25 protein-coding genes are annotated in these 24,867 nt (G+C 49.3%); 18 read left to right on the forward strand and 7 right to left on the reverse strand.

The window, feature by feature from the left end:
* Positions 1-106 precede the first annotated feature (106 nt).
* On the reverse strand, positions 107-1,678 hold the full coding sequence (locus tag IMCC3135_RS13165; RefSeq protein WP_205738028.1) for an ABC transporter substrate-binding protein: 1,572 nt from the start codon (positions 1,676-1,678) through the stop codon (positions 107-109).
* 183 nt (positions 1,679-1,861) lie between these two features.
* On the opposite strand from IMCC3135_RS13165, the gene IMCC3135_RS13170 reads away from it, so the two are divergent.
* From IMCC3135_RS13170 to IMCC3135_RS13195, 6 genes are read left to right on the forward strand one after another with little or no spacing between them, the layout of a single operon-like run.
* Positions 1,862-2,878, forward strand: coding sequence for a GntR family transcriptional regulator (locus tag IMCC3135_RS13170; protein ID WP_088918040.1), 1,017 nt, complete (start codon positions 1,862-1,864; stop codon positions 2,876-2,878).
* Positions 2,868-3,569: a creatininase family protein gene (locus IMCC3135_RS13175; protein WP_088918041.1), complete on the forward strand. Its 702-nt coding sequence runs from the start codon at positions 2,868-2,870 to the stop codon at positions 3,567-3,569. The genes IMCC3135_RS13170 and IMCC3135_RS13175 overlap by 11 nt, the downstream gene beginning before the upstream one ends.
* Positions 3,566-4,597 carry a ketopantoate reductase family protein gene (locus IMCC3135_RS13180; protein ID WP_088918042.1) on the forward strand — a complete coding sequence of 344 codons (1,032 nt, stop codon included), beginning with the start codon at positions 3,566-3,568 and terminating at the stop codon, positions 4,595-4,597. The genes IMCC3135_RS13175 and IMCC3135_RS13180 overlap by 4 nt, the downstream gene beginning before the upstream one ends.
* Positions 4,588-5,343 carry an SDR family NAD(P)-dependent oxidoreductase gene (locus IMCC3135_RS13185; RefSeq protein ID WP_088918043.1) on the forward strand — a complete coding sequence of 252 codons (756 nt, stop codon included), beginning with the start codon at positions 4,588-4,590 and terminating at the stop codon, positions 5,341-5,343. Before IMCC3135_RS13180 ends, IMCC3135_RS13185 begins: the two co-directional genes overlap by 10 nt.
* Positions 5,344-5,380: 37 nt before the next feature.
* Positions 5,381-6,286: a polysaccharide deacetylase family protein gene (locus IMCC3135_RS13190; RefSeq protein ID WP_088918044.1), complete on the forward strand. Its 906-nt coding sequence runs from the start codon at positions 5,381-5,383 to the stop codon at positions 6,284-6,286.
* On the forward strand, positions 6,283-7,230 hold the full coding sequence (locus IMCC3135_RS13195) for an isoaspartyl peptidase/L-asparaginase family protein (protein ID WP_088918045.1): 948 nt from the start codon (positions 6,283-6,285) through the stop codon (positions 7,228-7,230). The genes IMCC3135_RS13190 and IMCC3135_RS13195 overlap by 4 nt, the downstream gene beginning before the upstream one ends.
* Here IMCC3135_RS13195 and IMCC3135_RS13200 read toward each other — a convergent pair.
* Together IMCC3135_RS13200 and IMCC3135_RS13205 are read right to left on the reverse strand one after the other, a co-directional pair.
* Entirely contained in the window at positions 7,200-8,678 is a 1,479-nt protein-coding gene (locus IMCC3135_RS13200) for an AMP-binding protein (RefSeq protein WP_088918046.1), read from the reverse strand. The genes IMCC3135_RS13195 and IMCC3135_RS13200 overlap by 31 nt on opposite strands.
* A gap of 338 nt (positions 8,679-9,016) precedes the next feature.
* Positions 9,017-9,226 carry a TOBE domain-containing protein gene (locus IMCC3135_RS13205; protein ID WP_088918047.1) on the reverse strand — a complete coding sequence of 70 codons (210 nt, stop codon included), beginning with the start codon at positions 9,224-9,226 and terminating at the stop codon, positions 9,017-9,019.
* Positions 9,227-10,268: 1,042 nt separating this feature from the next.
* Between IMCC3135_RS13205 and IMCC3135_RS13215 the strand changes: the two genes are divergently transcribed.
* The 9 genes from IMCC3135_RS13215 to IMCC3135_RS13255 are packed head-to-tail and all read left to right on the forward strand — an operon-like array spanning position 10,269 to position 18,111.
* Positions 10,269-11,183, forward strand: coding sequence for a flavodoxin family protein (locus IMCC3135_RS13215; protein WP_088918049.1), 915 nt, complete (start codon positions 10,269-10,271; stop codon positions 11,181-11,183).
* Positions 11,183-12,334 carry a beta-ketoacyl-ACP synthase III gene (locus tag IMCC3135_RS13220; RefSeq protein ID WP_269467050.1) on the forward strand — a complete coding sequence of 384 codons (1,152 nt, stop codon included), beginning with the start codon at positions 11,183-11,185 and terminating at the stop codon, positions 12,332-12,334. The genes IMCC3135_RS13215 and IMCC3135_RS13220 overlap by 1 nt, the downstream gene beginning before the upstream one ends.
* Before the next feature lie 10 nt (positions 12,335-12,344).
* A complete protein-coding gene (locus IMCC3135_RS13225) occupies positions 12,345-12,755 on the forward strand; it encodes a DarG family dialkylresorcinol biosynthesis protein (RefSeq protein WP_205738029.1) in 411 nt (136 codons plus the stop codon).
* A 13-nt stretch (positions 12,756-12,768) separates the two neighbouring features.
* Entirely contained in the window at positions 12,769-13,758 is a 990-nt protein-coding gene (gene darH / locus IMCC3135_RS13230) for a BtrH-related acyltransferase DarH (RefSeq protein ID WP_088921832.1), read from the forward strand.
* Positions 13,758-14,672: an ABC transporter ATP-binding protein gene (locus IMCC3135_RS13235; RefSeq protein ID WP_088918050.1), complete on the forward strand. Its 915-nt coding sequence runs from the start codon at positions 13,758-13,760 to the stop codon at positions 14,670-14,672. The genes darH and IMCC3135_RS13235 overlap by 1 nt, the downstream gene beginning before the upstream one ends.
* A gap of 1 nt (position 14,673) precedes the next feature.
* Complete coding sequence (locus tag IMCC3135_RS13240) at positions 14,674-15,846, forward strand: ABC transporter permease (RefSeq protein WP_088918051.1); 1,173 nt, start codon at positions 14,674-14,676, stop codon at positions 15,844-15,846.
* Positions 15,843-16,112, forward strand: a complete 270-nt coding sequence (locus IMCC3135_RS13245) for an acyl carrier protein (protein WP_088918052.1) — start codon at positions 15,843-15,845, stop codon at positions 16,110-16,112. The genes IMCC3135_RS13240 and IMCC3135_RS13245 overlap by 4 nt, the downstream gene beginning before the upstream one ends.
* Positions 16,113-16,117: 5 nt before the next feature.
* Entirely contained in the window at positions 16,118-17,260 is a 1,143-nt protein-coding gene (locus IMCC3135_RS13250) for a beta-ketoacyl synthase N-terminal-like domain-containing protein (RefSeq protein ID WP_088918053.1), read from the forward strand.
* Positions 17,257-18,111, forward strand: coding sequence for a hypothetical protein (locus IMCC3135_RS13255; RefSeq protein WP_088918054.1), 855 nt, complete (start codon positions 17,257-17,259; stop codon positions 18,109-18,111). Before IMCC3135_RS13250 ends, IMCC3135_RS13255 begins: the two co-directional genes overlap by 4 nt.
* Before the next feature lie 315 nt (positions 18,112-18,426).
* Here the strand turns inward: IMCC3135_RS13255 and IMCC3135_RS13260 are convergent, their stop codons facing one another.
* On the reverse strand, positions 18,427-19,287 hold the full coding sequence (locus IMCC3135_RS13260; protein WP_088918055.1) for a hypothetical protein: 861 nt from the start codon (positions 19,285-19,287) through the stop codon (positions 18,427-18,429).
* Positions 19,288-19,599: 312 nt separating this feature from the next.
* Between IMCC3135_RS13260 and IMCC3135_RS13265 the strand changes: the two genes are divergently transcribed.
* Positions 19,600-20,436 (forward strand): sugar phosphate isomerase/epimerase family protein, encoded by an 837-nt coding sequence (locus IMCC3135_RS13265; protein ID WP_088918056.1) that lies wholly within the window; start codon positions 19,600-19,602, stop codon positions 20,434-20,436.
* Here IMCC3135_RS13265 and IMCC3135_RS13270 read toward each other — a convergent pair.
* The 3 genes from IMCC3135_RS13270 to IMCC3135_RS13280 form a co-directional block, all read right to left on the reverse strand.
* Entirely contained in the window at positions 20,422-20,610 is a 189-nt protein-coding gene (locus IMCC3135_RS13270; RefSeq protein WP_169727457.1) for a hypothetical protein, read from the reverse strand. The two genes, IMCC3135_RS13265 and IMCC3135_RS13270, sit on opposite strands and share 15 nt — an antisense overlap.
* Positions 20,600-22,195: a fibronectin type III domain-containing protein gene (locus tag IMCC3135_RS13275; protein WP_088918058.1), complete on the reverse strand. Its 1,596-nt coding sequence runs from the start codon at positions 22,193-22,195 to the stop codon at positions 20,600-20,602. Before IMCC3135_RS13275 ends, IMCC3135_RS13270 begins: the two co-directional genes overlap by 11 nt.
* 310 nt (positions 22,196-22,505) lie before the next feature.
* Positions 22,506-22,793 (reverse strand): hypothetical protein, encoded by a 288-nt coding sequence (locus IMCC3135_RS13280; RefSeq protein ID WP_157735961.1) that lies wholly within the window; start codon positions 22,791-22,793, stop codon positions 22,506-22,508.
* Positions 22,794-23,082: 289 nt separating this feature from the next.
* Between IMCC3135_RS13280 and IMCC3135_RS13285 the strand changes: the two genes are divergently transcribed.
* A complete protein-coding gene (locus tag IMCC3135_RS13285) occupies positions 23,083-23,922 on the forward strand; it encodes a type IV toxin-antitoxin system AbiEi family antitoxin (RefSeq protein ID WP_088918060.1) in 840 nt (279 codons plus the stop codon).
* Positions 23,923-23,943: 21 nt separating this feature from the next.
* Positions 23,944-24,858 carry a nucleotidyl transferase AbiEii/AbiGii toxin family protein gene (locus IMCC3135_RS13290; RefSeq protein ID WP_088918061.1) on the forward strand — a complete coding sequence of 305 codons (915 nt, stop codon included), beginning with the start codon at positions 23,944-23,946 and terminating at the stop codon, positions 24,856-24,858.
* The last annotated feature ends 9 nt before the right edge of the window (positions 24,859-24,867 follow it).

Here is a 24,867-nt window from a genome sequence, read left to right on the forward strand (position 1 = left end):
GTGGGATCAGAAGTTGAGCGCCACGTTTGTCGTAAAGACAGAACGGGTACGAGTTTGAAAAAAGAGGATAGAGGCGCGCCCATATCGGGTGCGCCCCCGGGCACTTCTACTCAGGCGTGATTTCGTAGGCCCGGGTTTCCTGGTCGACCCGTGGTGGGAAGTCCAGTGTGCCGGCCTTTGATGCCCAGACGGTTTGCAGGATGACGGTGGGGATCAGGGCGCGATCTTCCATGGCGATGTAGGAAGCCTCTTCATAGAGTTCGCGACGCGGCTCGGCGTCCAGTAACTGTGAGCCTTCATCGAATACCTTGTCAAATTCAGGGTTCGAATAGCCACTGCGATTGAAGTTTCCAAAGCCTTTTTCAGCATCTTTGCTGCGTACCATTGCACCGTATGTATAGGCGGCTTCGCCTGTCAGGGTGCCCCAGGCGGACATGGTCATGGTGTATTCCTCACGAGCTGCAGCAGGGAAATACACGGTGCCGTTGAGTGCCTGTGCATTGACTTTCAGACCCAGTTTTGACCACATTTGAGCCAATGCTTCACACACGACGGCATCGCCTGGAACGCGGTTATTGGTGCAAGTAAAATCGATTTCAAAACCATCCGGATAACCGGCTTCGGCGAGTAATGACTTGGCTTGTTCAATGTCGTATTCACGCTCGCCCAGTTTGTCTGAATAGCCAAAGAAGCCTTCAGGCATGAGCTGGTTGGCTGGTGTTCCCAAGCCTTCGAGAACGACGCGTACCAGTGTCTTGCGATCGATAGCGTAATCCAGTGCCTTGCGTACTCTCAGATCCTGTAGTGGGTTGCCGTCTACCTCTTTACCGTTGACCTTGATAGGTTGGGGTTCTTCATCTTTAACCGAAGGCGCGATATTCAGAATGTAGATAGAGTCGGAGACAGATGTCTCCAGGCTGGAGTCGTTCTGCATCGACACATAATCGGTTGCCGGTACGTAATTGATCAGATCGACCTGGCCGGATTTGAGCGCAGCAACGCGTGCTGCATCGTCAGGGATTTCCCGGCGCGTAACTTTCTCCCAGGCTGGGGTTTCTCCCCAGTATCCCTCATAACGCTCCATCACCATGTCGCCCTTGGGCTGCCAGCTGATGAACTTGTAGGGTCCTGTGCCAATGGCTTTTTCGCCTGAGTTGAATTCTTCGTTACGTGCGTCCATGCCGGTTTCGGATGGCACGACAAACAGGCGAGTGAAATCGTTGGGCAGAGAAGGGGCGCGACCTTTCGTCTTGATATGTAGCGTGTAGTCGTCGACCACCTCAACCGAGTCAACGTACTTGGTGTACAGCGTCATTGGCATGGGGCCTGTGACTTCTGGAATGCGTTCGATGGAAAATTTCACATCGTCGGCCGTGAAGGGGCTGCCATCATGAAAGGTGACGCCTTCGCGTAGCTTGAATTCCCAAGTGGTGTCATCAATCGCCTCCCAGCTCAGTGCCAGGCCTGGCTTGAGTTGCAGTTTGTCATCGACGTCTACCACTGTATCGAAGACATGACGCAAGGCTTCGGCCTGACTACCCAGAGTGGACCAGTGCGGGTCAATGGAATCAGGCCCGGCACGCAGGCCGATCATGAGATCTTGCGCCATGACACCGGGGGCTGCAGTCAATAACGCTAGCGCTGCAATGCCGGGTCTGAGAGTGGTCTTCAACATCATGCTTCTCCGATTGTTATGGACAGCTGTAACACTAAACTGTGATCATATAAGGGTCAAGGCATAATTCAGGATTAATTACGCATTAAAATTCACAAATCGAATGGTTAATGCGGAATATAGCGCCTAAGATCAATCAATCAGATCTTGTTGATACTAAAATTGATATGCTACATTGATACGATAATGACTCAAAATGAATCACAAGCAATAGGCAATGCACTAAAAAGGATCACGGATGCTATCGACGTTAATTCGTCGGTTCCCGTTTCTGTGCAGCTGCGAGGTGCTCTGGAATATGGCATCGCTACTGGCGAACTGCCAGCCAGTTCGCAGTTGCCGTCGGTGCGCCGATTTGCAGCCTATCTTGGTTTGTCACCGGTAACCGTCAGCGGTGTGTATGCGGTGTTGCAAGAGCGTGGGCATATTGAGGGTCGTGTCGGCTGTGGCACCTTTGTGGTGGATCGTGGCAAGCCTTCGGCTTCAGAAGCACTGCAAATGGCCAGGTTTGAAAAACAGCTCACCGAACTGATTTGCGCGGGGGAGGCATTGGGTTTGTCGTGTCAGGACATCGCGTTCAGGGTGTCTATAGCCAGTGCCCGTCAAACGGTTACGCCGTTGCGTGTGCTGATGTTGGCAACTTTTCGTGAGACCACCGAAGCCTACGCCGAGGATTTGCGACAGTTTCTCGACAGTGGTGACGAAGTCGTGGCATGGAGTGTTGATCGGCTTGAAGAAGGCGATCCGCCTGTGGCGGACCTGGTGTGCTGCCCGCATACCATGACCGGGGAGGCCAGCCGCCTGTTTCCGCAGTTACCGGTTGTCGGACTGACACTGATTCCCAATGGAGAAACTCGGGTTGCCCTGGCAACGATGCCACCTGAGGCAACGGTGCTGGTTGTGTCCTTCTTCGACGATTTTCTTGCACTGATGAAGAGCGGTGTCGCGCGGTTCGCCCCGCATGTCAATGAAATCATTGCGGTGCCGTGCAGCGATAGCAATCTTGAACAGGCACTCAAAATGGCCGACGTGGTCATCTATTCGAGCGGTGCCGGTTATCTGCGAGACACGTTGCGAGCGAATCAGAACGCCATTGAATACAGACATACTCCGGACAGCAATTCGGTTAGACGCGAGTTGTTACCGGCCATTGAATCTGCGCGCTCCTGCGCAGTGCCCAAGGAGATAGACCGTGAAGATTAGTGACTGCAACTGGTTCGAGGTCGAACGCTGGCTTGAAACCGATGACCGTTGTGTGTTGCCGCTGGGCAGTACCGAGCAACATGCGTATCTGAGCCTTTCTGTTGACTCGATATTGTCGGAGAAAATGGCGGCAGATGCAGCAGAGCCGTTGGGAGTACCTGTGTTCCCGGCAATCCCCTATGGCCTGACGCCTTATTTCATGGCATTTCCCGGTACTGTCTCACTGAGTCTGAGCACTTATGCAACTGTGGTACGCGAGGTTCTGGACAGTCTCTATGCGACAGGTTTCAGGCGTATTCTCATTGTCAACGGGCATGGCGGCAACAGTCCCGTGCAGCCGGCCTGCGCCGAGTGGATGCAGGCAAATGAAGGTGCCCGTTGTCGCTTTCATGATTGGTGGCGAGCCCCTAAAACCTGGGAGGCTGTGCAGTCCATTGATCCTGTCGCTTCACACGCCTCATGGATGGAGAATTTTCCCTGGACTCGTCTTGAAGATCGACAGATGCCCAGTGAGCAAAAGCCCTACGTTGATTTCGATCGCTTGCGTGATCGCAATGCCCAGGGTGTACGCGAATTGATCGGTGACGGTAACTATGGTGGCTTCTACCAGCGCCCTGATGAAGAGATGCATCAGTTATGGGATGTGGCGGTTAACGAGACGCGCGAGCTGATGGAAGGCGACTGGCTATGACGACAGGTGTTGGTGGCGATCCGATACTAATCTGGGGCGCCGGTGCCATAGGTGGCATTTTGGGTGCCTATTTTGCCAGAGCCGGACAGGCCGTGCAGATGGTCGATATTGTCGAAGACCATGTCACGGCAATGAGCACGGATGGCTTGCTGATAGAAGGGCCTGTGGAAGAATTCAGACAGGTTTTACCGGCGGCCACCCCTGAGACTCTGACTGGTAGCTATCGACGTGTGATCCTCGCTGTCAAGGCTCATCACACCGAACTGGCACTTGATATGTTGATGCCACACTTGGCCGAGGACGGTTATATCGTCTCTGCGCAGAATGGTATGAATGAGCGGCAAATCGCCTTGCGCGTGGGAGCGCATCGTACCGTGGGTTGTTTCGTGAATTTCAGTGCAGACTGGCTGGGGCCCGGACGCATACTCTATGGTAATCGCGCAGCAGTGGCGCTGGGAGAGCTGGACGGTAGCATGAGCTCCCGTTTGCAAGAGATGCATAGTCTGTTCAGTCTGGTGGAACCCAAGGCTGTCATGACAGACAATATCTGGGGGTACCTGTGGGGCAAGATGGGCTACGGATCATTGCTGTTTGCAACGGCGTTGACGCCTGAATCCATGTCCGATGCCATGGATCCGGCAGTGCATCGGCCGGTTTATGCCATGCTGGGTGGGGAGGTCATGCGATTGGCTGCGGCTGAGGGTGTGCAGCCTATTGGTTTCAACGGTTTCGATCCGCTGGCATTCAGCACCGTAAATACACAGCAGATTGATAAATCGATTGATACGATGGTGGCGCACAACCGCAAGACTGCCAAGACTCATTCGGGCATTTATCGTGATCTGGCCGTGCGCAAACGCAAGACCGAAGTGGATGCTCAAATTGGTATTCTTGTTGAGATTGGTCGCTTGCACGGGATCGCAACGCCTGCGCTGGAATGCCTCTACGATATGATTCGCGATATTGAAAACGGCAAGCGGGAGCAATCCACCGAATTGCTGGATAGGATGGTGCCACTATGCAGCTGAATCTTGATCAGCGAGTATTTGCAGTTACCGGTGCTGCGCAGGGAATCGGTGCGGCGATCGTGGAATCGCTGGTGGCAGAAGGGGCCATTGTTGCCGCAATCGATATTGATGCTGATGGTCTGAGCCGGCTCGAGATGCTGCAGGGTGTGACCTGTCACAGCGGCGATCTGGGCTCGCCCGACAGTGCGCATGCCATCTGTAAAGAGATCATTGATCAACATGGCCATGTCGATGGACTGGTGACCGCTGCAGGCGGCGTGCGAGGTCAGATTGGCAGGCCATTGGAAGAGATCACGCCAGCGGATTGGCAGGCCATTTTTGCGGCCAACGTGGATGCTGCCATGTGGTGTGCACAAGGCTTTGCACCTGCCATGAAGCAACGTGGCTGGGGGCGAATCGTGACCATATCGTCGGGGGCTGGATTGAAACCCAGTCTGACGGGCATACAAGCCTATGCCTCGGCAAAGCACGCCCTGGTAGGTCTGACCCGGCAGCTTGCACTGGAGCTGGGGCCGGCGGGTATTACTGTCAATTCGGTTGCACCCGGCTTTGTCCTGTCCAATCCTTCAACTGAGCGACAGTGGCAAGCTTTCGGGGCCGAGCGACAGGCGCAGATTGTCAACAGTATCCATACACGCAGGCTTGGCCGGGCGGAGGATATTGCTGATGCCGTGACGTTTCTATGCTCGGACAAGGCTGGCTGGATCACGGGGCAGATACTCCAGGTGGACGGAGGTCATGCATGAGATTTTGGGAAGTGTTGCACAGTGAAGGAGATCGATAATGACTGAGCCTCATGAGTGGGATGAAGCGACATGGCGTCAGAAAGTCAATGCCGTCAGAGCAGGGCGCTCTTTGTTGCCCAAGACTTGGCCCGGTGGCGCCCGGTGTGCCGTGGCCTTGTCCTTTGACAGTGACCATGAGACCAATGAGCTGCGTGATGGTGCTCAGTCGGTAGCGCGACTTAGTTGGGGAGAATACGGATCAAGACGCGGCATTCCGCGTATCCGGCGTGCGCTTGATCGCCACGGTGCCAAGGCCAGTTTTTTTGTGCCAGCAGTATCAGCCTTGTTGCATCCCGAAGAGCAGCGTGCATTGGCCGATGAGGGTCATGAGATTGGCCTGCATGGCTGGATTCATGAGCTGAATACCAAGCTCGATGCAGTTACCGAACGAGAGCTGATGCTGCGCGCCTCTGACACCTTGGAGAAGGTGTGTGGCGTGCGCCCGCAGGGAATGCGAACGCCTTCCTGGGACTACAGCCCGAATACGTTGAACATTGCACGTGAAATGGGATTGTTGTATGACAGTTCGCTGTTCTCCGATGATGATCCGTATGAAATCATGGCTGAAGGCAAGCCGACAGGTATTGTCGAGCTACCGGTCGAGTGGATTCGTGATGATGCGGTGTATTTCATGATGAACCGTTTCGGTGCGCAGCGACCGTATACGCCGCCTGCTGATGTGCTGGATATTTTCCTGCGCGAATTCGAAGGTGCAAGAGAGGAGGGCGGACTTTTTCTGCTGACCATGCATCCGCATGTCATTGGCTACCGCAGTCGGATCTTTATACTAGAAAAATTGCTTGAACATATTGTAGCGACGGGTGATTGCTGGATAGCCACCCATGCCGAGATCGCCAGCTACTGTCTGGCTGAATCTGAACACTCAGGAACCCCATCATCATGACTCGTTTTTCTCTGGCAGTACACGGCGGTGCCGGCACGATCAATAAAGCCACTCTGACCCCGGAGCTGGAGGTTCGTTACCACGAGGGTTTACGCACCGCTCTGCGAGCCGGGCATGCCATCTTGAAAGACGGCGGTAGTGCGATGGATGCTGTTACCGCAGCGGTGTGTGCTCTGGAGGATGAGCCGCTATTCAATGCGGGTCGAGGAGCCGTATTTACCAGTGAAGGTGTGCAGGAAATGGATGCTGCCGTCATGGATGGCAAAACACGCGAAGCGGGAGCTGTTGGTGGGATCTTCGGGCCTCGAAATCCGATTCTTGCCGCACGAGCCGTGATGGAGAGTACAGAGCATGTCATGTTGATCGGCCCCAATGCCCTGCAGGTTGCCAGAAACGCTGACTTACCTTTTGAAGAGGCGCCGTATTTTTTTACCCAGTCACGCTGGGATGCTCTGCAGTCGACATTGGCGATGCGTGCGACGGGGCAGGTGGACGATGATCCTGCCCGACGTCACGGTACCGTGGGTGCCGTCGCTTGTGATGCGCAGGGTAATCTTGCGGCCGCAACCTCGACCGGTGGCATGACCGCCAAAGCGCCGGGGCGAATAGGAGACACACCTATTATCGGTGCAGGTACCTATGCTGACAACAAGACCTGTGCGGTGTCAGGAACCGGGCATGGCGAGGTGTTTATCCGCTTTACCGCTGCCGCAGAAATTGCCGCTCGCATGCGGCATGCGGGAGAGTCTCTGGAGACGGCTGCAACTCATGTGGTGATGGAAGACCTGGGCAAGAACGACGGTTCAGGTGGGCTGATTGCGGTTGATGCTCAGGGTCATATCGTGATGCCCTTCAACTGCGAAGGTATGTATCGGGGCATGGTCAATGAGAACGCAGATTTTGAGACCTTTATCTATTCAGAAGCGGGGCAGGTCGAAACGTGATGGTCGACCCTTGAGCGGTTGTTCACTTGATTCAACTTGCCACTGACTGCATTTCGTTGTGGCGGTCGAGGATCATGTTGAAGCTTTACGGGCAAGGTGCCCTGAGACTCAAAGTATTGCTTCAGCGGTGCACGAATTTTATCAAACGCTTCTCTACGGGACTGTATGTCATCGCCTTGTGTCCGGATTGATAGTTCTTGCGCTCCGATCTGGTTGATCTGGAATCCGAATTCATTTGCCATTTCCTCTATTACGGTGTTCAAGGCAAGTGGCAAAATTGGAATATGGTCGGCCTCATTGGCAGGCAGCCATAAAGTGTCATCGTTGCGACCCTCAATGCTGAGGGTAGGTAGGGGATTTCCACAGTCACAGGCGTCGGTATGCAAGGTTATGCTGTCGCCAATATCATAACGAATGATGGGCTGTAGTCGACTGGCCAGGTTTGTCACCAGCGTGGTTGCCGATTTCTCACCTGCTGGTAGCACTTGCCTGTTCTCGTCCACCGGTTCCAATATGAACCAGTCAGTGTTGATGTGCAGCCTTCCATGATCGCAGCCAAAGGCCATATTCATCGCTTCGGAGGCGCCGTAGTCCTCGACGATGTTGCATCCGAACGCGGCCTCTATCTTTCGTTTCTGTTGTTCCCCGAGTTGTTCGCCGCCACTCCACAGGCTATTGAGGGATAGTTTCAGTCTGCCAGATTTCTGTTCATTGGCAAGCACTGCCAGCATGCTCGGGTAGCTGGACATAAACCCTGGCTGCCAATCATTAAGCCTTTCAACCAGGGTGGCAACAGGTTGAAGAATCGAAAAGGTTCGAGTTCGACTGGAAAGCCATGGGTTCAGTCGTGCCGCCCATTTCCAGTAAACGGTTCCTGCAAAATGGCCTTCCAGGGCGGCAATCATGGCCATTCGATCTGAATTCAAAACCAGATGCCATGGGTCGGTAGAGGCAGAAGCGTGTCCACTCTGCTGATACCTGACGGATATCAACGATTGATAGATAGACATTGCGTTCTTGTCCTGCACGTAAATACCCGGTTCGCCACAGGTGCCACTGCTGGTCCAGACAAGGTAGTTATCAAGATAGCGTTCGCCAATGGTGTCCGTGGACGACAGAAAATGGTTTACGGACTTCTTGTCTATTCGTCGATCGGTTGCCCATTCATCGAAATGATCCATGAGTGTGGAGCGAGCGACAGGAGGATAGGCTTCCAGAGGTGAGTCTGTGGGTATGGATGAATAGTATTTTGCGTAGAAGGGAGAGTGCTGCCGAGAGTGCGCTAGCAACTCAGAAGCACGTTTAAAACCTTTTTTTCTGGCTGAGGCTGCGCTCACAACCGGTTCGGATTGCAACCGGTATACAGCCTGCCAGCAACGTATACCGTCTGCCCAATCCGTCATGTAGTCGAGTGGTGTTTGCATCCTGTCGGATTCCTTCGTCTTCATGCGTGACACCGGAATCGCCTGAATAACAGGGATTGCGACAACCCCAAGTGAGCGAATACCCGGCTGGATTAGAACCTTAAGCTCTTCAGCTTGCCATGATATTGATGTCGATCAAGTGGCATTACCGATAAACAGGCAGTGCAGGGTTACATGTGGCGTTTCAAAATATCCATGACAGGCAGTGGAAGTATTCGATATTGAAGCGACTTGAACGCTGGTCAGCGGCTCTACAGAGAGCTGACGGTGATATAGCCGCCCGGATGTGAACAAGTCCGGGCGATTTCTGACGTCAGGGGATCAGCAAGCACTAATGAGCTGTTGATCAAAAGAGCGCTGAATCAGTCGACACCGATCATGACGTTGCTGGCCTTTGTCAGTGCGTACACTTCCTTGCCTACTTCCAGCTCAAGGCCTTCACAGGATTTTTTGGTGATGATGGATGTCAATAACACGCCAGGTGCGATTTCCACTTCCACTTCGGCGTTGACAGCACCGATTTCAATCGATGTGACTTTGCCTTTCATGACGTTGCGTGCACTGAGTTTCACTATGTATATCTCCAGGATGTGAATTGCCGGATAGTCAATCTACCCGGTCAACAGCGTCAGTATAATGCAGCGATAAAGCTATAGACGAAAGTTGTCGGGATCCGCTCACTTCAGAAATTCACCGGATGTTGCTGGCAGTCTTCAGCGACTTCTTTCATCAGAGCGCTGAGTGTGGAGCATGCGTCAGTATTCAAAATATGCCAAAATATTGACACGTTCAGGCTAGCCAAAGGAAGCTCAAAAACACAGATATCTTTCCAGAACGAGTTAGAGCTCGACAAGAATGCTTGCCTGAAATGGTCTGCAGGGATAAATCGGCAGGAGTTATTAGTCGTGGAATTAGCGGAGTAACACGGTGCTACGAAGCTTCTTTGCCATTGTAGGGAAAGAGCTGATCCCCTGGTTCCAAAACAGATAAATTCGAATAGCCAGAAGTGTTGGGCAAGCGCGCTCGCAAGTATTCCCGACTCGGTTACACTAGCTCTCTGGAGTTCAGGAAGAACAATCAACCCGTTGCTATGACAGCATGACCCTGGTGTCTATCTGCCAAATCGGGGAAGTTTCACGTTGTAAGTGCTGAAGATTCTCTTTTTCGAGATGTGTGTCTCACTTGGGAGTGTCAGATCAAGTAGGTGAGCCAGGATATATAAGCCAGGTCACACTCCACTGTTAGCACCTATCAAGGCTGAAATGGCATAGAGGCTGTTTGTCAACCTGACTTCGGACGCACGCCATCCGAGTTTATCTCTTTTTCAGGGCCATAGTCAGGGAGTCAGAACCAATGCCAAAGTCTTGCAAAAGCAGTCTGCCCGGGGCTGAAGTCGTGCGCGGCGAAGTTCTGGAGAAGTGCCTCCGGCGTAGCTTGATAGCTCGGCTCGCACAAGAACCAATCCGACTGTATAGCTATGTGTTATTGAGATACTCAGAATACAGCTGTATGTACGCTTTCTATAAAAGCGACCTTAGGGTCGTTTTTTTATATGTCAAATAATATAAATAAAATATCAGGTTGTTACTGTATTTATTATGAGTTGAAGGAATTATGAAAAATGTATTAGTTATTTATTACTCGCAAAGCGGTCAGTTGTCAAAGATGGCTGAATCAGTAACGGCCTCGCTTAATGAGAGTGAACACGTAAAGGTTGATTATTGCCCTATAAAGCCTGTAACTGCCTATCCTTACCCATGGCAATTTTATCCATTTTTTGATGCCTTTCCTGAATCCATATATATGAATGGCTGTCCTGTGGAAGCAATCGAGCCGCAAGAAAAAGAATATGATCTGATTATCCTGGCTTATAGCGTATGGTTTTTATCACCGGCTATTCCAATAACGGGGTTCTTGAAAACAGAACAAGCCAAACAGTTACTTAAGGGCAAGCCAGTAATTACCTTGATTGCCTGTCGTGATATGTGGGTGATGGCCCAGGAGAAAATGAAGTTATTGTTGGTAGATCTGCAAGCTACTCTCATTGATAACGTCGTTTTAACTGATCAAGGTGGATCGCTTTACGCGTTTGTGACCACTCCGCGTTGGATGTTTACGGGCAAGAAAAGTCCGTTTTTATTTTTCCCAGCTGCTGGTGTGAGTGACCATGCGTTTCAGGACAGTCGTCGCTTTGGAGATCGATTACTTGTTGCGTTGGAAAATGACGAAGAAAAAACAGGTAAACCCTTGCTTACCAACATGGGGGCAGTATCGGTAGATGGCAAACTAATTGGTAGTGAGAAGGTAGGAACTCGCTCATTCATGATATGGGGGAATCTTATTAAAAAATCAGGTAAGCCGGGATCGGTTGCAAGAAAAGTGGTGATAACCATTTATGTGGTATTTCTTTTCGTACTGATATTGACCGTTGTACCTTTGAATATACTAATTCGTCGTCTGATTTATCCGTTTACCAAAAAATCGATAGAAGAAAGTGTCCGCGAATATGAGAAGCCGTCTGGACGATAATGATGACTAGAAACGTATATATTAACGACATTCAAGCTTTCATGCCTAACGAGGCGGTTAGCAATGATGATATGGAAGCGCTCTTGGGTCAGGTAGGTGCGCGACCTTCACGTGCTCGTAAGATGATATTGCGTTCCAACAAAATTACCTCCCGATACTATGCGATAAACAAAGAAACAGGATTGGCGACACATACGAATGCGCAGTTAACCGCTGAGTCTGTCCGTCAGCTAAATACTGAATCATTTAGTATTTCTGATATTGAACTACTTGCCTGTGGAACCTCAGTACCAGATCAAATGTTACCTAATCATGCCTTGATGGTGCATGGCGAGCTTGGAATTCCTAGCTGCGAGGTTGTTGCTACTTCGGGAATCTGCTTGTCGGGAACCATGTCGCTTAAATATGGCTATATGTCGATTTTGAGTGGATTAAGTAATAACGCGGTGGCAACGGGGTCTGAAGTGGCATCTGCAGTGATGCGTGCCAATAATTTCAAAGAGGAAGTTGAAATTAGAAGTGAAGCATTAGAGTCTAAGCCGGAAATTGCATTTGACAAGGATTTTTTGCGTTGGATGCTTAGTGATGGAGCCGGTGCTGCATTGATGAGTGCAAAGCCTAATGAAGAAGGACTGACAATAAAAATTGACTGGATAGTACAAAAGTCCTATGCCAATGAACATGATACTTGTATGTACGCTGGTGCGGAAAAGCAAGTAGACGGTAGTTTGAAGGGCTGGATGGCATATGACAGCAAGGAATGGTTAAACCAATCTATCTTTAGTATAAAACAGGATGTTAAGCAGCTTAATGAGAATATTGTTGACTACACAGTGACCAGGCCGCTTAAGGAGTTGGTTGATAAAGGCCAGGTAGATGCGGATAGTATTGACTATTTTCTGCCACATTATTCTTCTGGTTATTTCCGAGACAAGCTCTACCAAGGGATGCAAGAAGCAGGGTGCGATATCCCACAAGACAAATGGTTCACCAACCTGGCAACAAAAGGCAATACGGGGGCTGCTTCAATTTATATTATGTTGGCAGAGTTGTTTCATTCAGGAAAGTTGAAAAAGGCCGACAAGTTGCTTTGCTATGTTCCTGAGAGTGGCCGGTTTTCTACAGCATTCATGCAATTAACAATTGTGTGACCAGGGGTTGATGATGGAAATTAATGATGTTCCGCAAGATGCCATTTCTACCTATGCTGAGAACAAAAAGGCTGTCTACGCAACGGACAAAAACGGTCAGTATGCAGTTGTCAGCTCTTCGGGCTGGGATGTAGAAGAGGAGGTAACAAAGCAGGCGTTGACAGAGCTACAACGGCAGGCTGATTTGGCCTATCAAGCCGTTGTTTCAGGTTCCAAGTCGCCACTTTATTATCATATGTATGCGCAACGTATGGATGTGACGGTCTTGGCTCAATCCATGGGCATGTTCAAATGGCGGGTCAAACGCCACTTGCAACCGGATACTTTCAAATCTCTCTCTGCCGGTATGTTTGCCCGTTATAGCGATGCATTGGGTCTTGATGTTGAGCAGCTGAAAAAATTACCTGAGTTGAAATATTAATAGAATGGAAACAATGCAATTCAAACATCAGCATGCAGCACATTGCGAAAGTGGTGTTATGTCATCTATGTGCACTAATCATGGTCTAGTGCTTTCCGAAGCGATGGTGTTTGGTTTGTCTAACGCACTCTCTTTTGTTTATTTGCCCTTCGTGAAAATTGGTGGCATGCCATTAGTTGCCTATCGTTCTATGCCGAAGTCGATTATTAAAGGTTTGCAGAAAAATATTGGCATGAAAATGAAAGTAGAAAAATTTTCAAACCCGGAGCAAGGCGGCAAGCGGCTTGATGAGTTACTTGCACAGGGTAAAATAGTCGGAGCGCAAACCTCGGTCTTCTGGTTGCCTTATTTTCCTGAAGAGATGCGTTTTCATTTTAATGCTCATAACCTCATGATCGTTGACAAGACTAACGATACTTATACGATCAGTGATCCGGTGTTTGAGCACCTGGTTGAATCAGATAGTAAGTCTTTGTTGAAAGCACGGTTTGTGAAAGGGGTGATGGCACCCAAGGGTGCGTTGTATTACCCCACATTTGTGCCCGAGAGCATCGATTATCAAAAAGTACTGCCAAAGTGTATCAAGAAAACTGCCAAAACCATGCTTAAAACACCAGTGCCTATTGCTGGTTTGAAAGGGATGCACACACTGGCCAGACATATACGTCGGTTGGAAAAAAAGGATGAACATTCCAACAAGTTATTCCTGGGCAATATAATTCGCATGCAGGAAGAGATCGGTACTGGTGGTGCGGGATTTCGGTTTATCTACGCCTCCTTTTTACAGGAATCAGGCGAATTGATTAATAATCAGGATTTGATCAAAGCTTCACAAATGATGACAGCAACGGGAGATGCATGGCGTGAGTTTGCCCTGCTGATTGCCAAGTCAATTCGGTCGAAAAATAAAAAAGCGATAGATTACCAGGCTATTGCTGAAAAATTGGAGTCTGTTGCTGATCTGGAAAAGAAGGTATATACATTTTTATTACAGGCGTTCTGATGATCAGAATAGACAAGCTCTGTAAAAAGTACGGTAAGAAGAAAGCTCTGGATGATCTTTGCCTGGAGATTAAGGGAAATACGATCTTTGGTCTTCTTGGGCCAAATGGGGCAGGAAAAACGACACTTATCTCTGTTTTGAATGGCCTGACGACATTTGATAGTGGAGAGGTGTCTGTTTTTGATAAAGCGCTATCTAAAAATATCAGAGAAATACGCAGGCGTTGCTCTCTGATCCCTCAAAGTCTGGCTTTTTACGACAAATTATCCGTTAAAGAGAATCTTGACTATTTTTCTGCTATTCAGAAAATATCACCTGCAGATGTAAAAAAGAATATCAGTTATGCGGTTGAAGTCAATCGCCTGGGTTCAATGTTGACGCAGAAAGCGTCGACTTTGTCAGGTGGTCAAAAGCGTCGTTTGAATATTGCTATTGGATTATTGAACAATCCAGACATTCTTTTTTTGGATGAACCTACCGTTGGTATTGACCTGGAATCACGTAACGAAATACTGGAAATGATTCGCTCGTTCAAGCAGCAGAATAAATGCGTGATATATACCTCTCATTATATGCCTGAAATTGAAAAGATATGTGATCAGGTTGCGATTATTAATGACGGACATATTGTCAAGCAGGGAAGCATTGAAACAATGCTTGAGGATGAATCCAACAATCAGGTGATGATTGAAATATACGAAACGCCCCTAGCTGTTCTTCAGGAGTGCAGTGAAAAATTCTCTCTATTGACGGTGCTCGATAGCCAGAGGTTGCAACTGGCTTCTAAATCCACGAATGATGTTTCACAGTCAATATCTGTATTGGAAGGCAATGGGGTCAAGATCAAGCGAATAAATTACGTGACCAGCACACTTGAATCTGTATTTGTCAATTTAACATCGAGAGGGATATAGCATGTTTAAAGCGATGTTAATCAAGGAGTATTTGCTGGTTTTTCGAGACAAGCACGCATTGGCCGCTTTGTTTGTCATGCCGGCTGTTTTTATCCTGATCATGTCTCTGGCGCTGAAGGATACTTTTAATGAGGAAAGGTCGGTGCTTTCAATGGCCATCGCTGACCAGGCTGCTAATGACAGTAGTAGGCTGTTTGTTGATTCCATTCAAGGCAACAAACAACTCAATAGCAAATTGCTTGTAAGTGATGATACTCATGATGTAGAGCAGCAAGGCGTGCAGTTTGTGATTGTGCTTCCTGATGGGTACGGGGTTGAGCAAGACAAGAAATTACAGATACAGGTCGCCTCTGATGTTTCGCAGGCGGTTTTGCTTTTATTTAAAGCACAGGTCATGCAAATCATCATGCAGCAAAAAATGGACTCACTTCACGCAAGGCAGGTGGAACGCGCGAGCCAGGCAGGTTCGCCGATTCCAGAGGCTAACTCATTGAGTGAGAAGGATCTTATGAACATTCAATACGTCAGGTTGGATGAAGATGTAAAGCCGACATCAACTCAGCAGAGCGTGCCTTCATGGATTGTATTTGGTCTGTTTTTTGTCGTGATTCCCATGTCGACCATATTCATCAGTGAACGTAAGCAAAATACATTGATGCGTTTGACTGTCATGAATGTCACGATTCCCGCACTGTTTGCTGGAAAAATAATACCTTACATGATTATAAATCAGCTGCAGGTATGGCTGATGATTGCCGTCGGCATGTATGTGGTGCCCATGTTCGGCGCTGATGCTTTAACGTTGGGAGGTTCGTTGCCCGGGTTGATTCTTCTGTCGCTCGCACTGAGCCTGGCAGCTATTGGTCTGTCTATCTTGATTGCAACTGTTGTTGATAGTGTTGAACAAGCGACTACAATTGGCGGAATTATCAATATATTGCTGGGTGCTATTGGTGGGGTGATGGTACCTAAATATATAATGCCTGAGTTTATGCAGAATTTTGCAAATATATCCCCTATGTCGTGGGGCTTGGACGGTTATCTGGACCTGTTTTTACGTAATGGAAGTTTGGCTGATGTTGCGAATGAGATATTGGCATTAACCTCATTTGGTCTGCTTTTGCTTTTGTTAGCGGCTATCATTTTTAATATTAAAATAAGGACGGTTTCATGATTGGATCACAAGATGATGCGCTTAAATTACGGTTAAAGACAATGATCATTGAAGAGTGTGAAAAAGAAGAATTCACACCTGATGATATTAGCGACGAAGTGTTACTGTTTTCTCCCGAAAGTGGTTTGGAGCTTGATTCTGTTGATGCCTTGCAATTGTCCATGAGTTTGCAGCAAGAGTTCAATGTTCGTTTGACTGATCCCAAGGCATTTCGGCGGGCTGTTACCAGTATCAATGGTCTCGCTGATTATTTGCAAGCTGAGTAAGACTAATGATCACTATTTTGGGCGGTGATATTATTTGTGCTCTGGGTGATAAGCAGCAGCGTCTGCAACATCTTGAAAACGGTACCTATGAAACCGTTGAAAAACAGATGGATGTTTTTGGTGAGATGCGCAGTTATCCCTACTATCAGCTGGCTGGTAGGCCAGTATTGCCGGAATATTTCGATCCGATACCCATCATCATTCCACTTATACAAACTCTAATTGACAAGCACGAGATCGATGCTGATGCATTGGGTCGCTGTGGTTTGTTTTTGGGTTGTTCTGCAAATGATCTGTCTATTTCTCACTCAATCTGGTTGAATGCAAAAGATTCTACGTCAGTTGAATTTGATGAGAAACGAGTAGGGAATGGAGTCTATGCAACCCGTTTGATAGAGCATTTCGGACTGAATGAATTGTCTCTTACCTATAACACGGCGTGTACTTCCAGTGCCAATGCTGCGCTTGATGCTGCAACGATGCTAGAAGCCAATGTTATTGATTATGCCTTGGTCATTGGCTTGGAGACGTTTGCCAGTCTTTCATTTGAAGGTTTTGCTTCGATGCAATTACTGGCTGATGATCAAGTGTCTCCATTTTCAAAGGATCGTCAAGGCATGGTATTAGGTGAGTCATTGGCTGCTCTATTCATGAGCCGTGATGATGTATGTGAAAGTAGTTGGAAATATAGAGGTGGTGTTAATCGTAGCGAAATCGCTAGTGTTACCGGCGCCAAGTTGGATGGCAGTGGTATCAAGGAGGTGATTGATCTGACGCTAGCCAGTTGTCAGCTTCAGGCGGGACAAATAACGTCGATAAAGACGCATGGTACCGGTAGTCCGATGGGGGATCTAGCAGAAATTAGAGGGATGCAAAGCGTATTCGAACAGCAACCAGATTTCTTTTCTTTTAAACCTTTTATAGGTCATACCCTTGGTAGTTGTGGGGTAAGTGAGATGTTACTTTTGATAGAGTGTGTTGATCAAGGGTTTATTCCAGGGACGCCCAATTTCGAAAATATTGATCCAGATCTGCGATGGGCGCCGATGGAAAAAAGCAAAAGTTGCGAAGCAGGAAATTTTTTACTTAACTATTTTGGATTTGGCGGTAACAATGTTTCCATGGTTGTCGAAAAGGTAGCCTTGTGATCTATATCCAGCAAACTGCAATAGTTAATCACAACGAACCAGAACAAGTTGATGTAAAAGCTCTTTGCAGAGAAGTTGCTGCAAAACATGTTCGTCGTACAGATCGCTTTATTCAACTCGGTATTTTGGGTGTTGAGAAGATCCAGAGAAAGCAGGACGTCAAGGAGAATACGGCTTTATATATAACGTCTGGTCAGGGGAATATTCCTTTATTCAAGTACTTGTGTGATCGTCAATTGGTGGATAAAACCCCACCCAAGCCTGTTGATTTCATTAACTCATTGAGTAGTTCGGCGGGTTTTTATATTTCCCAATACTTGGGGTTGAACAGTAAAAATACGAATATATTCAATCATGGATTTGCTGTGGAAATGGCACTTACATTGGCCGATTGCGAATTGAAGCTGGGCAAGGAAGAGCAGATATTGGTAGGCGGCATTGATCAGTTGTTTGAGCCTGAAGATATTGCCAGGCAGTATCTTGGATTAAAGCCTGATGTCAATTTGGGGGAAGGCAGTAACTGGATGCTGCTCAGTAACGAGAGTAAGGGTTCGCTCGCTTCTATCAATGTTGTCATTCAAGCGATGACTGTTAGCCAACTAGAGGGATATATCGATAATATTGGTAATGATGCTCAAGTTGCGTTTTCACTGCGTTGTCCCGAGGCAATTATTGAAAAATTGCTGGCGGGAAATACATTGGTCCGATTTTGTTATGAGTCCCAGGTCAATTTTTATGAAACAGTTGTGCTTTATGCGCTTAATCATTTCGTGCAAACTGAAAAGGGCAAGTTGATATTTATTGATTATTTTGAAGGCACTTCAAGATTGATTGAGCTGGATGTTTATTGAATGAAGCAGAAGATAACAATGAGATGATCGCCTGCAAATCAGAAATTGGCGTTTTAGCAAGAGCGTCTGAATGAGGCATAGACCATGTACTTGCCTTCTGCTGTGGTGCATGAGGCGTTCGGGCGGTTGGTGGTATCGTTGCCTTGACGTGATCCTGGCGGCAGACTGATCGTTCATGAAGCAATTTTCAGGAATTGATCGATAACGTCGCAAGCCGTGATGACAAAGGAGTCCCCCCAGTGCATATCCTGGAGGGACTCTTTACTGATCATATGCACGGCAACACCCATCGACGACAGGTGGTGCCGCCAAGAACTACTGGCGAGTGAGCAGGGCTGTGAAGTTGTTGGCGTCACCTTCGGCACCGAATCCGTTCAACACCAGTTGGCTGCTAGTACGGTTGAAGAACAGCACACCCTCGCGGTCGAAGTCATTCCAGTTGTAATCGATCGCCAGATACAGGGAGGAGTCCGCAGCGGCTTCGACAGAACCTGTCAGAGGGATGCCATCAACACCATCGGGAATGCTGCCACTGGCGTAATCAGTGAATCCGCTGACTGTACCATCTGCTGAGATGGTCATTGAAAGCACCAGATTGTCGTCTTCACTGAAGGAGGTGAGTGCGACCCAGGTACCGGCAATGTCTGCCACGCTGATGGCACTGACGTCATCGCTACCGGCGAAGGTCAGCGAAAAGCTGCCGGCATCGCCCGTGTTGTCCAGTTGCTGGCCATCATTGGTGACAGCGAGGTTGTAGGTAACGGAATCCGCTCCAGCGTCGAACGTCGTGATGGCCGAAGGCACATCACCCACCAGCGTGAAGGAATCGCCGTGTGCCGGATTATCACTGTCACGATGGATAAATCGGCTTGCCGCATCACCCACACTGCCAAAGGCAGCTTCGTAGTTACCGCTACCAGCGCTGTAGCTGTAGATATCATTGTCTGGCTCGATCACGACTACCGCTTCGCCGAAGCCGTTGTTGCCGAACCACACACCAGAGGTACCGCCGTCCACGTTGTCACCACCGGTTCCATTTCCGGTATCAGTTCCAGTGTCAGTTCCGGTATCAGTTCCGGTATCAGTTCCGGTCGTGCCACCATCGGAGTCATCGCTGCTTGAACAGGCTGTCAGACTGGCGATCAGCAGCAGTGGCAGAAGGGTTCTTACTTTCATATCAGGCTTCCATTATCTGTCGAAACGACCATGCAATCGTACCGCATCCAGAACCCTGTCTCACAACGACGCCCCACAAACAGGGCATCATTTTACGCCTCATGCTATGCAAGTATCATTTCCACGGCGTTCCTCTACTTCATTGGCCTGGGAGTCTGTCCGAGAAAGCTGATCTGCTATGCAATATTCTGCGCAAGTCAGGCCGCTACCCGGCAAATCGTGAATTTTGTGTTGCGCGTAGTCTCAATTAAAGCGTAGTACACTCACGCCACTCACCGGATCGTCGGCAAGCTCAATCCAAAGGAATTCCTTATGCGTTTCGCCCTGCATGGCATGTGCTCCCTGCACAGCAATATTGTAAGTGACATTCGTTTGGCAAAAGAATCAGGCTATCAGGGCCTTGAGATTCACACCGAGAAGCTCTGGCGGTATATACAGGCTGGTTTCACCAGTCAAGATTTGAAATCCCGACTCAATCAAGCTGGCATCACCCCGACTGCTATCGACATCATTGGCTCGGTGGAGGCCTCTGACAAGTCCACACAGGCCGAGGTGTTCAAACAAGCCGAGACCTTGTGTGCTTTTGCCCAGGACATTGGTGCCCCCACTATTCAGCTGAACGCCTTTGAAGCACTGAACGGTTTATCGGTTGAGGAGAACATTCAGATCACGGCTCGCAACATTCAACAGATTGCCGATATCGGCAAGCAGGCCGGCATTCGCTTTCAATACGAAGGTGCAGCCTGGACACCCATTGCCAAGCTCAGTGATTATTACCGACTGCATGATGCGGTTGGGCGCGATAACTTTGGTTTCGTTCTGGACACCTGGCACTTCTGGGCAAGTCGCGGTGCCACCCCTGAAGACATGGCAGGCATTGACAAGAGTCTCATCTATAACGTGCACCTCTCCGATGGAAAACGCCCAGCAGTCAATGAACCCTGGGTTGATGAAAAAGAGCTGCGCGGCTACCTTCTGGGTGAGGGTGAGATCCCGCTTCAGGAGTGGGTAGATGCCATTGAAAGCACCGGTTACGAGGGCTTCTATTCTGGAGAGTTTCTCAACGACCAACTGTGGGAAGCCGACCACTACGAAATTGCTGAGAGCATGCTGGCAGGCATGAAATCACTGCTCTCAAGCAAAGTCTGACAGATAACGGGATCCTTGATCTTTGGCTATGGTCGAACCCAGCGACAGGGCTGCCGCAGAAACGCCAGCGGCACCTGCCGCCATGAAAAAGGAGCGGCGGGACTGATTCGAGCTCAGTGAATCCAGCGGGTCGTTGAACCGTAGCGGCTTGAAATCGGCCCATTCATCGGCCAAGCACATGTTGCCAGACAGTCCATTCTGGCAACCAGGATTGCTGGAATTCTTCCACTTCAGTGCCGTTCACCAGTTGAATGTTGACTGTATCATCGTCGCCAGTTCCGGCATTCAGGATCAGTTGACTGCCGTCCTCTGCTGAAATATTCAGTATGCCAGAGCTGTAATTCCAGTCGGTACTGTCGCTTAGTAACTGATTGTGGTTGAAAGAGCTGGGAGTGTTGACATGAATGAGCTCATTGTTCGTAATCTGCGAACGAAGATCAAAGCTTCCAGAGAAGGAAGTGTTGAGGAATGGTGTGGAGTGCATGAGATGGGCGAAAGTGTATTCCAGGTTAGCGTTCTGCAGCTGTAATTCACTGTCAGGGGTAATAACTGAAATATTCATATCCACGGCGCTGTAGAAGCCGGGGGTTGGATGTATTGCTCCGTCCAGGCTGCCAGAGAATTGGAATTCCGTATTCAAGTCCGAAGTGATTGTCATCCCGGAGGAAGATACCCTGTCGGTATCGCCATAGTATTCATGTACATTGAAGTTTCCGTGGTACACGGCATCGTCGATGCGACAATCGTCAAACTCGATAGTGAACGGTCCTTCGAACAAGGCCTCACCGCCGTTGATACAGGCATAGGGGTTACTGGCACTGAAGTCTTGATTAACCAGGCTTCGCAGCTCGGACATCGTATTGTTGGCAAGATCGGAAAGCTGCTCGCGATATTGCCTACCAAAATAGAGGCCTAATACCTCCGCCAACAAGGCTTCGTGATTGTCCCGACTAATCGTCGGAAAGGGCAGGGCCTGCGCCTCTCCGGGTGTGATGATAGGGACACTGCGTGAGGCGGATTCAGTCCCATCGGCATAAATAGCCTGAACGCGTATTATCGTTGTGCTGCCAGCTGTAAAATCATCCGAGAACCAACTGGTGCCGTTCGTCTCAGTGACTGACTCAGCACCCTTGCTGACTCGGTAGCTAATGCCGCTTCCCGGCAATCTATCCCAGAATACTTCTGCAGCTGTTTGGCTGTAGACATCAGATCTCAGGCCAGTGATGACATCTTCTGGCGCCCCCGGGTTGCTGATTGTAATCGTTTCTGACCGTGGCCAATTCTGCCAGAGCCCATCATTGGTCGCGACCAGGAAATAATCCCCGAACTGCTCAGGTTGCCAGTTGGTTGCGTCTCCGGCTAGAGATTCGATAAAGGTGCCATCACCCTGGTGTACATTAATGCTGAGAGCGGAAACCGCGGGCCAGGCGAGTTCGATGAAATTGACAAATGGCATGGGGGCTCCGCTGGTGGAACCATCCTGTACCGTCACGGCATCCGAACGTGGCCAGTCCCTCCAGTCACCTTCGTCTGCAGCGACCAGGTAATATTCGCCGGCCTCAGGCGCCGTCCACGAAGTAGCACTTCCAGGTAACGACTCAACGTACGAGCCGTCTCCTCTGTGTATGTTGATGGTTGAGGCTGTCAGAGAAGACCAGCTGAGTTCACTGCCGTCTACGTCCGGTGTGGTCAGGTTGGCCCATGCTCCCGTCGTGACTGACGCTAATGTTGTTACCAGCAATACGAAAGGGATTCTCATTGCAACTACCTCGCTGATTACTTGTCCTTTCCAATTGAACGGCGCTGCATCTCTGCATGTCTTCTATACTATTCAGAACCCAAACTCAGTGAGATGCAAGCCAGGATTGCGCATGCCTGCAGGTAAAAGTACCCCTGTTGCAACCAGCTTGGACCGGTCGGCCACGTTTGACACAAGGTCATGGGAGAGGCTGTAGCGGACAAACTCTGCAAACCCGGCATGGGAGACTTCGCCAGCTAACGGTTATCCCCAAATCCTGTGGATAACCATGTGGATGAACCGCGTATAGATCGGTGGATCAGTGTTGCTGTCATGCTTTCGTCTTGCGACGCTTTGCCGAGCAGCGTTTGCAGGCGTAGTGTTCGGCAGTTTCCTGAATCGTACTGCTGCCAATATGCTCGAACTGCTTCGAGGCACCCACCGTGTAAGCAGAGAAGTCAAATCCGGACATCCACCGACCACGCTCCCGAATCATACGATCAGACAGCTCGTTGCAGTAGTTCCATACCTGATTGACTTCAGTCGCCATGCTGCGCAAAAGCGGCGCGTGGCGATCTTTTACCTTGACTTTGAGAACCTTGATGCATGTTGATTTCACGGCTCGATTGTATATCCGTTCCGCCCCTATTCACCCAGAAGGGCCAACAAAAACTGGCTATATATACAGCATTCCAATTCCTCCCCGCCCTGAACGACGGGGTATCCTTGGAATTTAAGGGATGAATGGGTTTGCTAAGGTTTGGAATTGTGCGCATATACGGCGAATGCCGCCGTGAAAAACACATTTGGTAAACTATTTGCTACTATGTTGGTTCATCAATCATCGTATTTACGGCGAATATCGCCGTAAATCATGTTGTTCATAAACTTGTCGAGGAATAGGGTGTTTGTCTAAAAGTACGGTTTCATCCAATGAGGCGGCCAAAGGTGCTTATAAGCCGCTACTCAGGAAGCTACTTCCCTATGGCATGCTCGCGACTAAAAAGTGGCTGGCAGAGAATGGCGTAAGCATTCATGCGTTGGATAACGCCGTCAAAACGGAAACCTTGCTGCCTCTGGGGACCGGTGTGTACAGTCAGTATTCACGATCGCTTGGCTGGGAAGGTGTCGTGGCCTCGTTGCAGCGAATGGAGACATCTGATGCCGTGAAACTCCCGCCTGTTGTCGTGGGAGGATTGTCGGCACTGGCTCTGGCCGGGTTGGCGCACTACCTGTCATTGGGCGGCAAACCGCATATCCATTTGTATGCCCAAGGCAGCCTACCTGCCTGGTTGACGCGTTTGTCGTTGTCCATGGAATTCGAAAGACATGGGACGAGCAGGCTATGGCCGGTATGGTTGTTACAGGACAAGAAGTTTATGAAAGTGCATGAGTGGCAAGAGGGTTTGCCACCGGTATATTTCTCCTGTCCGGAAAAAGCGATACTGGAAGTTTTGATGGACCTGCCAGATGCGGTTACTTTCGAGCATGCTGATGAATTGATGCAGGGCCTGGTAAATCTGTCTCCCAGAAAGCTGGACGAATTGTTGAAAGCATGCAAGAGCGTGAAGGTCAAACGATTGTTTTTGTGGCTGGCCAAACGTCATGGCTATGCCTGGTGCGACAAGCTGAGTTCGGCCGATTATGACCTGGGTTCCGGAAAACGCCTGGTGATGAAAGGTGGCAAGTTGAATACCGAATTCTTGATTACTGTTCCGGCGCATATGGCGTCGAAAACTCAAGAGTGAACAATTAGCTGAAGGTCACGGATGAATAGAAGCAGTACGTATTACAAGCAAGTTCAGTTGGTCATGCAGGTGCTCCCTTTTGTTGCCAGGCAAGCTTGTTTTGCGCTCAAAGGGGGAACGGCAATCAACCTTTTCGTACGAGATCTGCCGCGTCTATCGGTCGATATCGACTTGGTGTACTTGCCAATGAAAGAGCGGGCTGAAGCGTTGCAGGAAATATATGAATCACTTGATGCCATCGGTGATGAGGTGCACAGTGCCTTTAATGATGTCGAGTTGACAAAAGCCTATCGATCAAAATCAGATGCGTTGAGACTTGTAATTTCAAGCAATGGTGTTCAGATCAAGGTGGAACTCTCACCGGTGTTGCGAGGAACAGTATTTGAACCGCAACTCAGAGAGGTTTGCGAAGCCGTTGAGGAAGAATTTGGCTATGCCGAAGTACCTCTCGTTTCTCTGGCTGATCTATATGCAGGGAAAATATGTGCGGCTCTTGACAGGCAGCATCCGAGAGACTTGTTCGATGTCAAGTATCTACTGGAAAACGAGGGTCTGACTGCGCCGATACGTAAGGCATTGCTCGTGTATCTGGCGAGTCATAGCCGACCAATGGCCGAATTGCTTACGCCAAATTTCAAGGATATCAGCACCATTTACGCAGGTGAGTTCGTGAACATGACTGAGAATGACGTGCCACTGGAGGAGCTATTGGCTGTTCGAGAAAACTTGGTTGAGAAAATTCACCAAGAGCTGACGGACAGTGAAAAGTCCTTTCTTCTATCGTTCAAGAGTCGCGATCCGGATTGGTCTTTGCTTGATCTCGAAGGTATCAGCGAATTGCCCGCGATAAAGTGGAAGCAGCGAAACCTGATGAACATGCCCGACGAAAAACATGCCCAAGCATTCAGGAAATTGCGATCAGCACTGGGTTTCTGATATAGCCTG

Source organism: Granulosicoccus antarcticus IMCC3135 (genome assembly GCF_002215215.1).
Taxonomy (GTDB): domain Bacteria; phylum Pseudomonadota; class Gammaproteobacteria; order Granulosicoccales; family Granulosicoccaceae; genus Granulosicoccus; species Granulosicoccus antarcticus.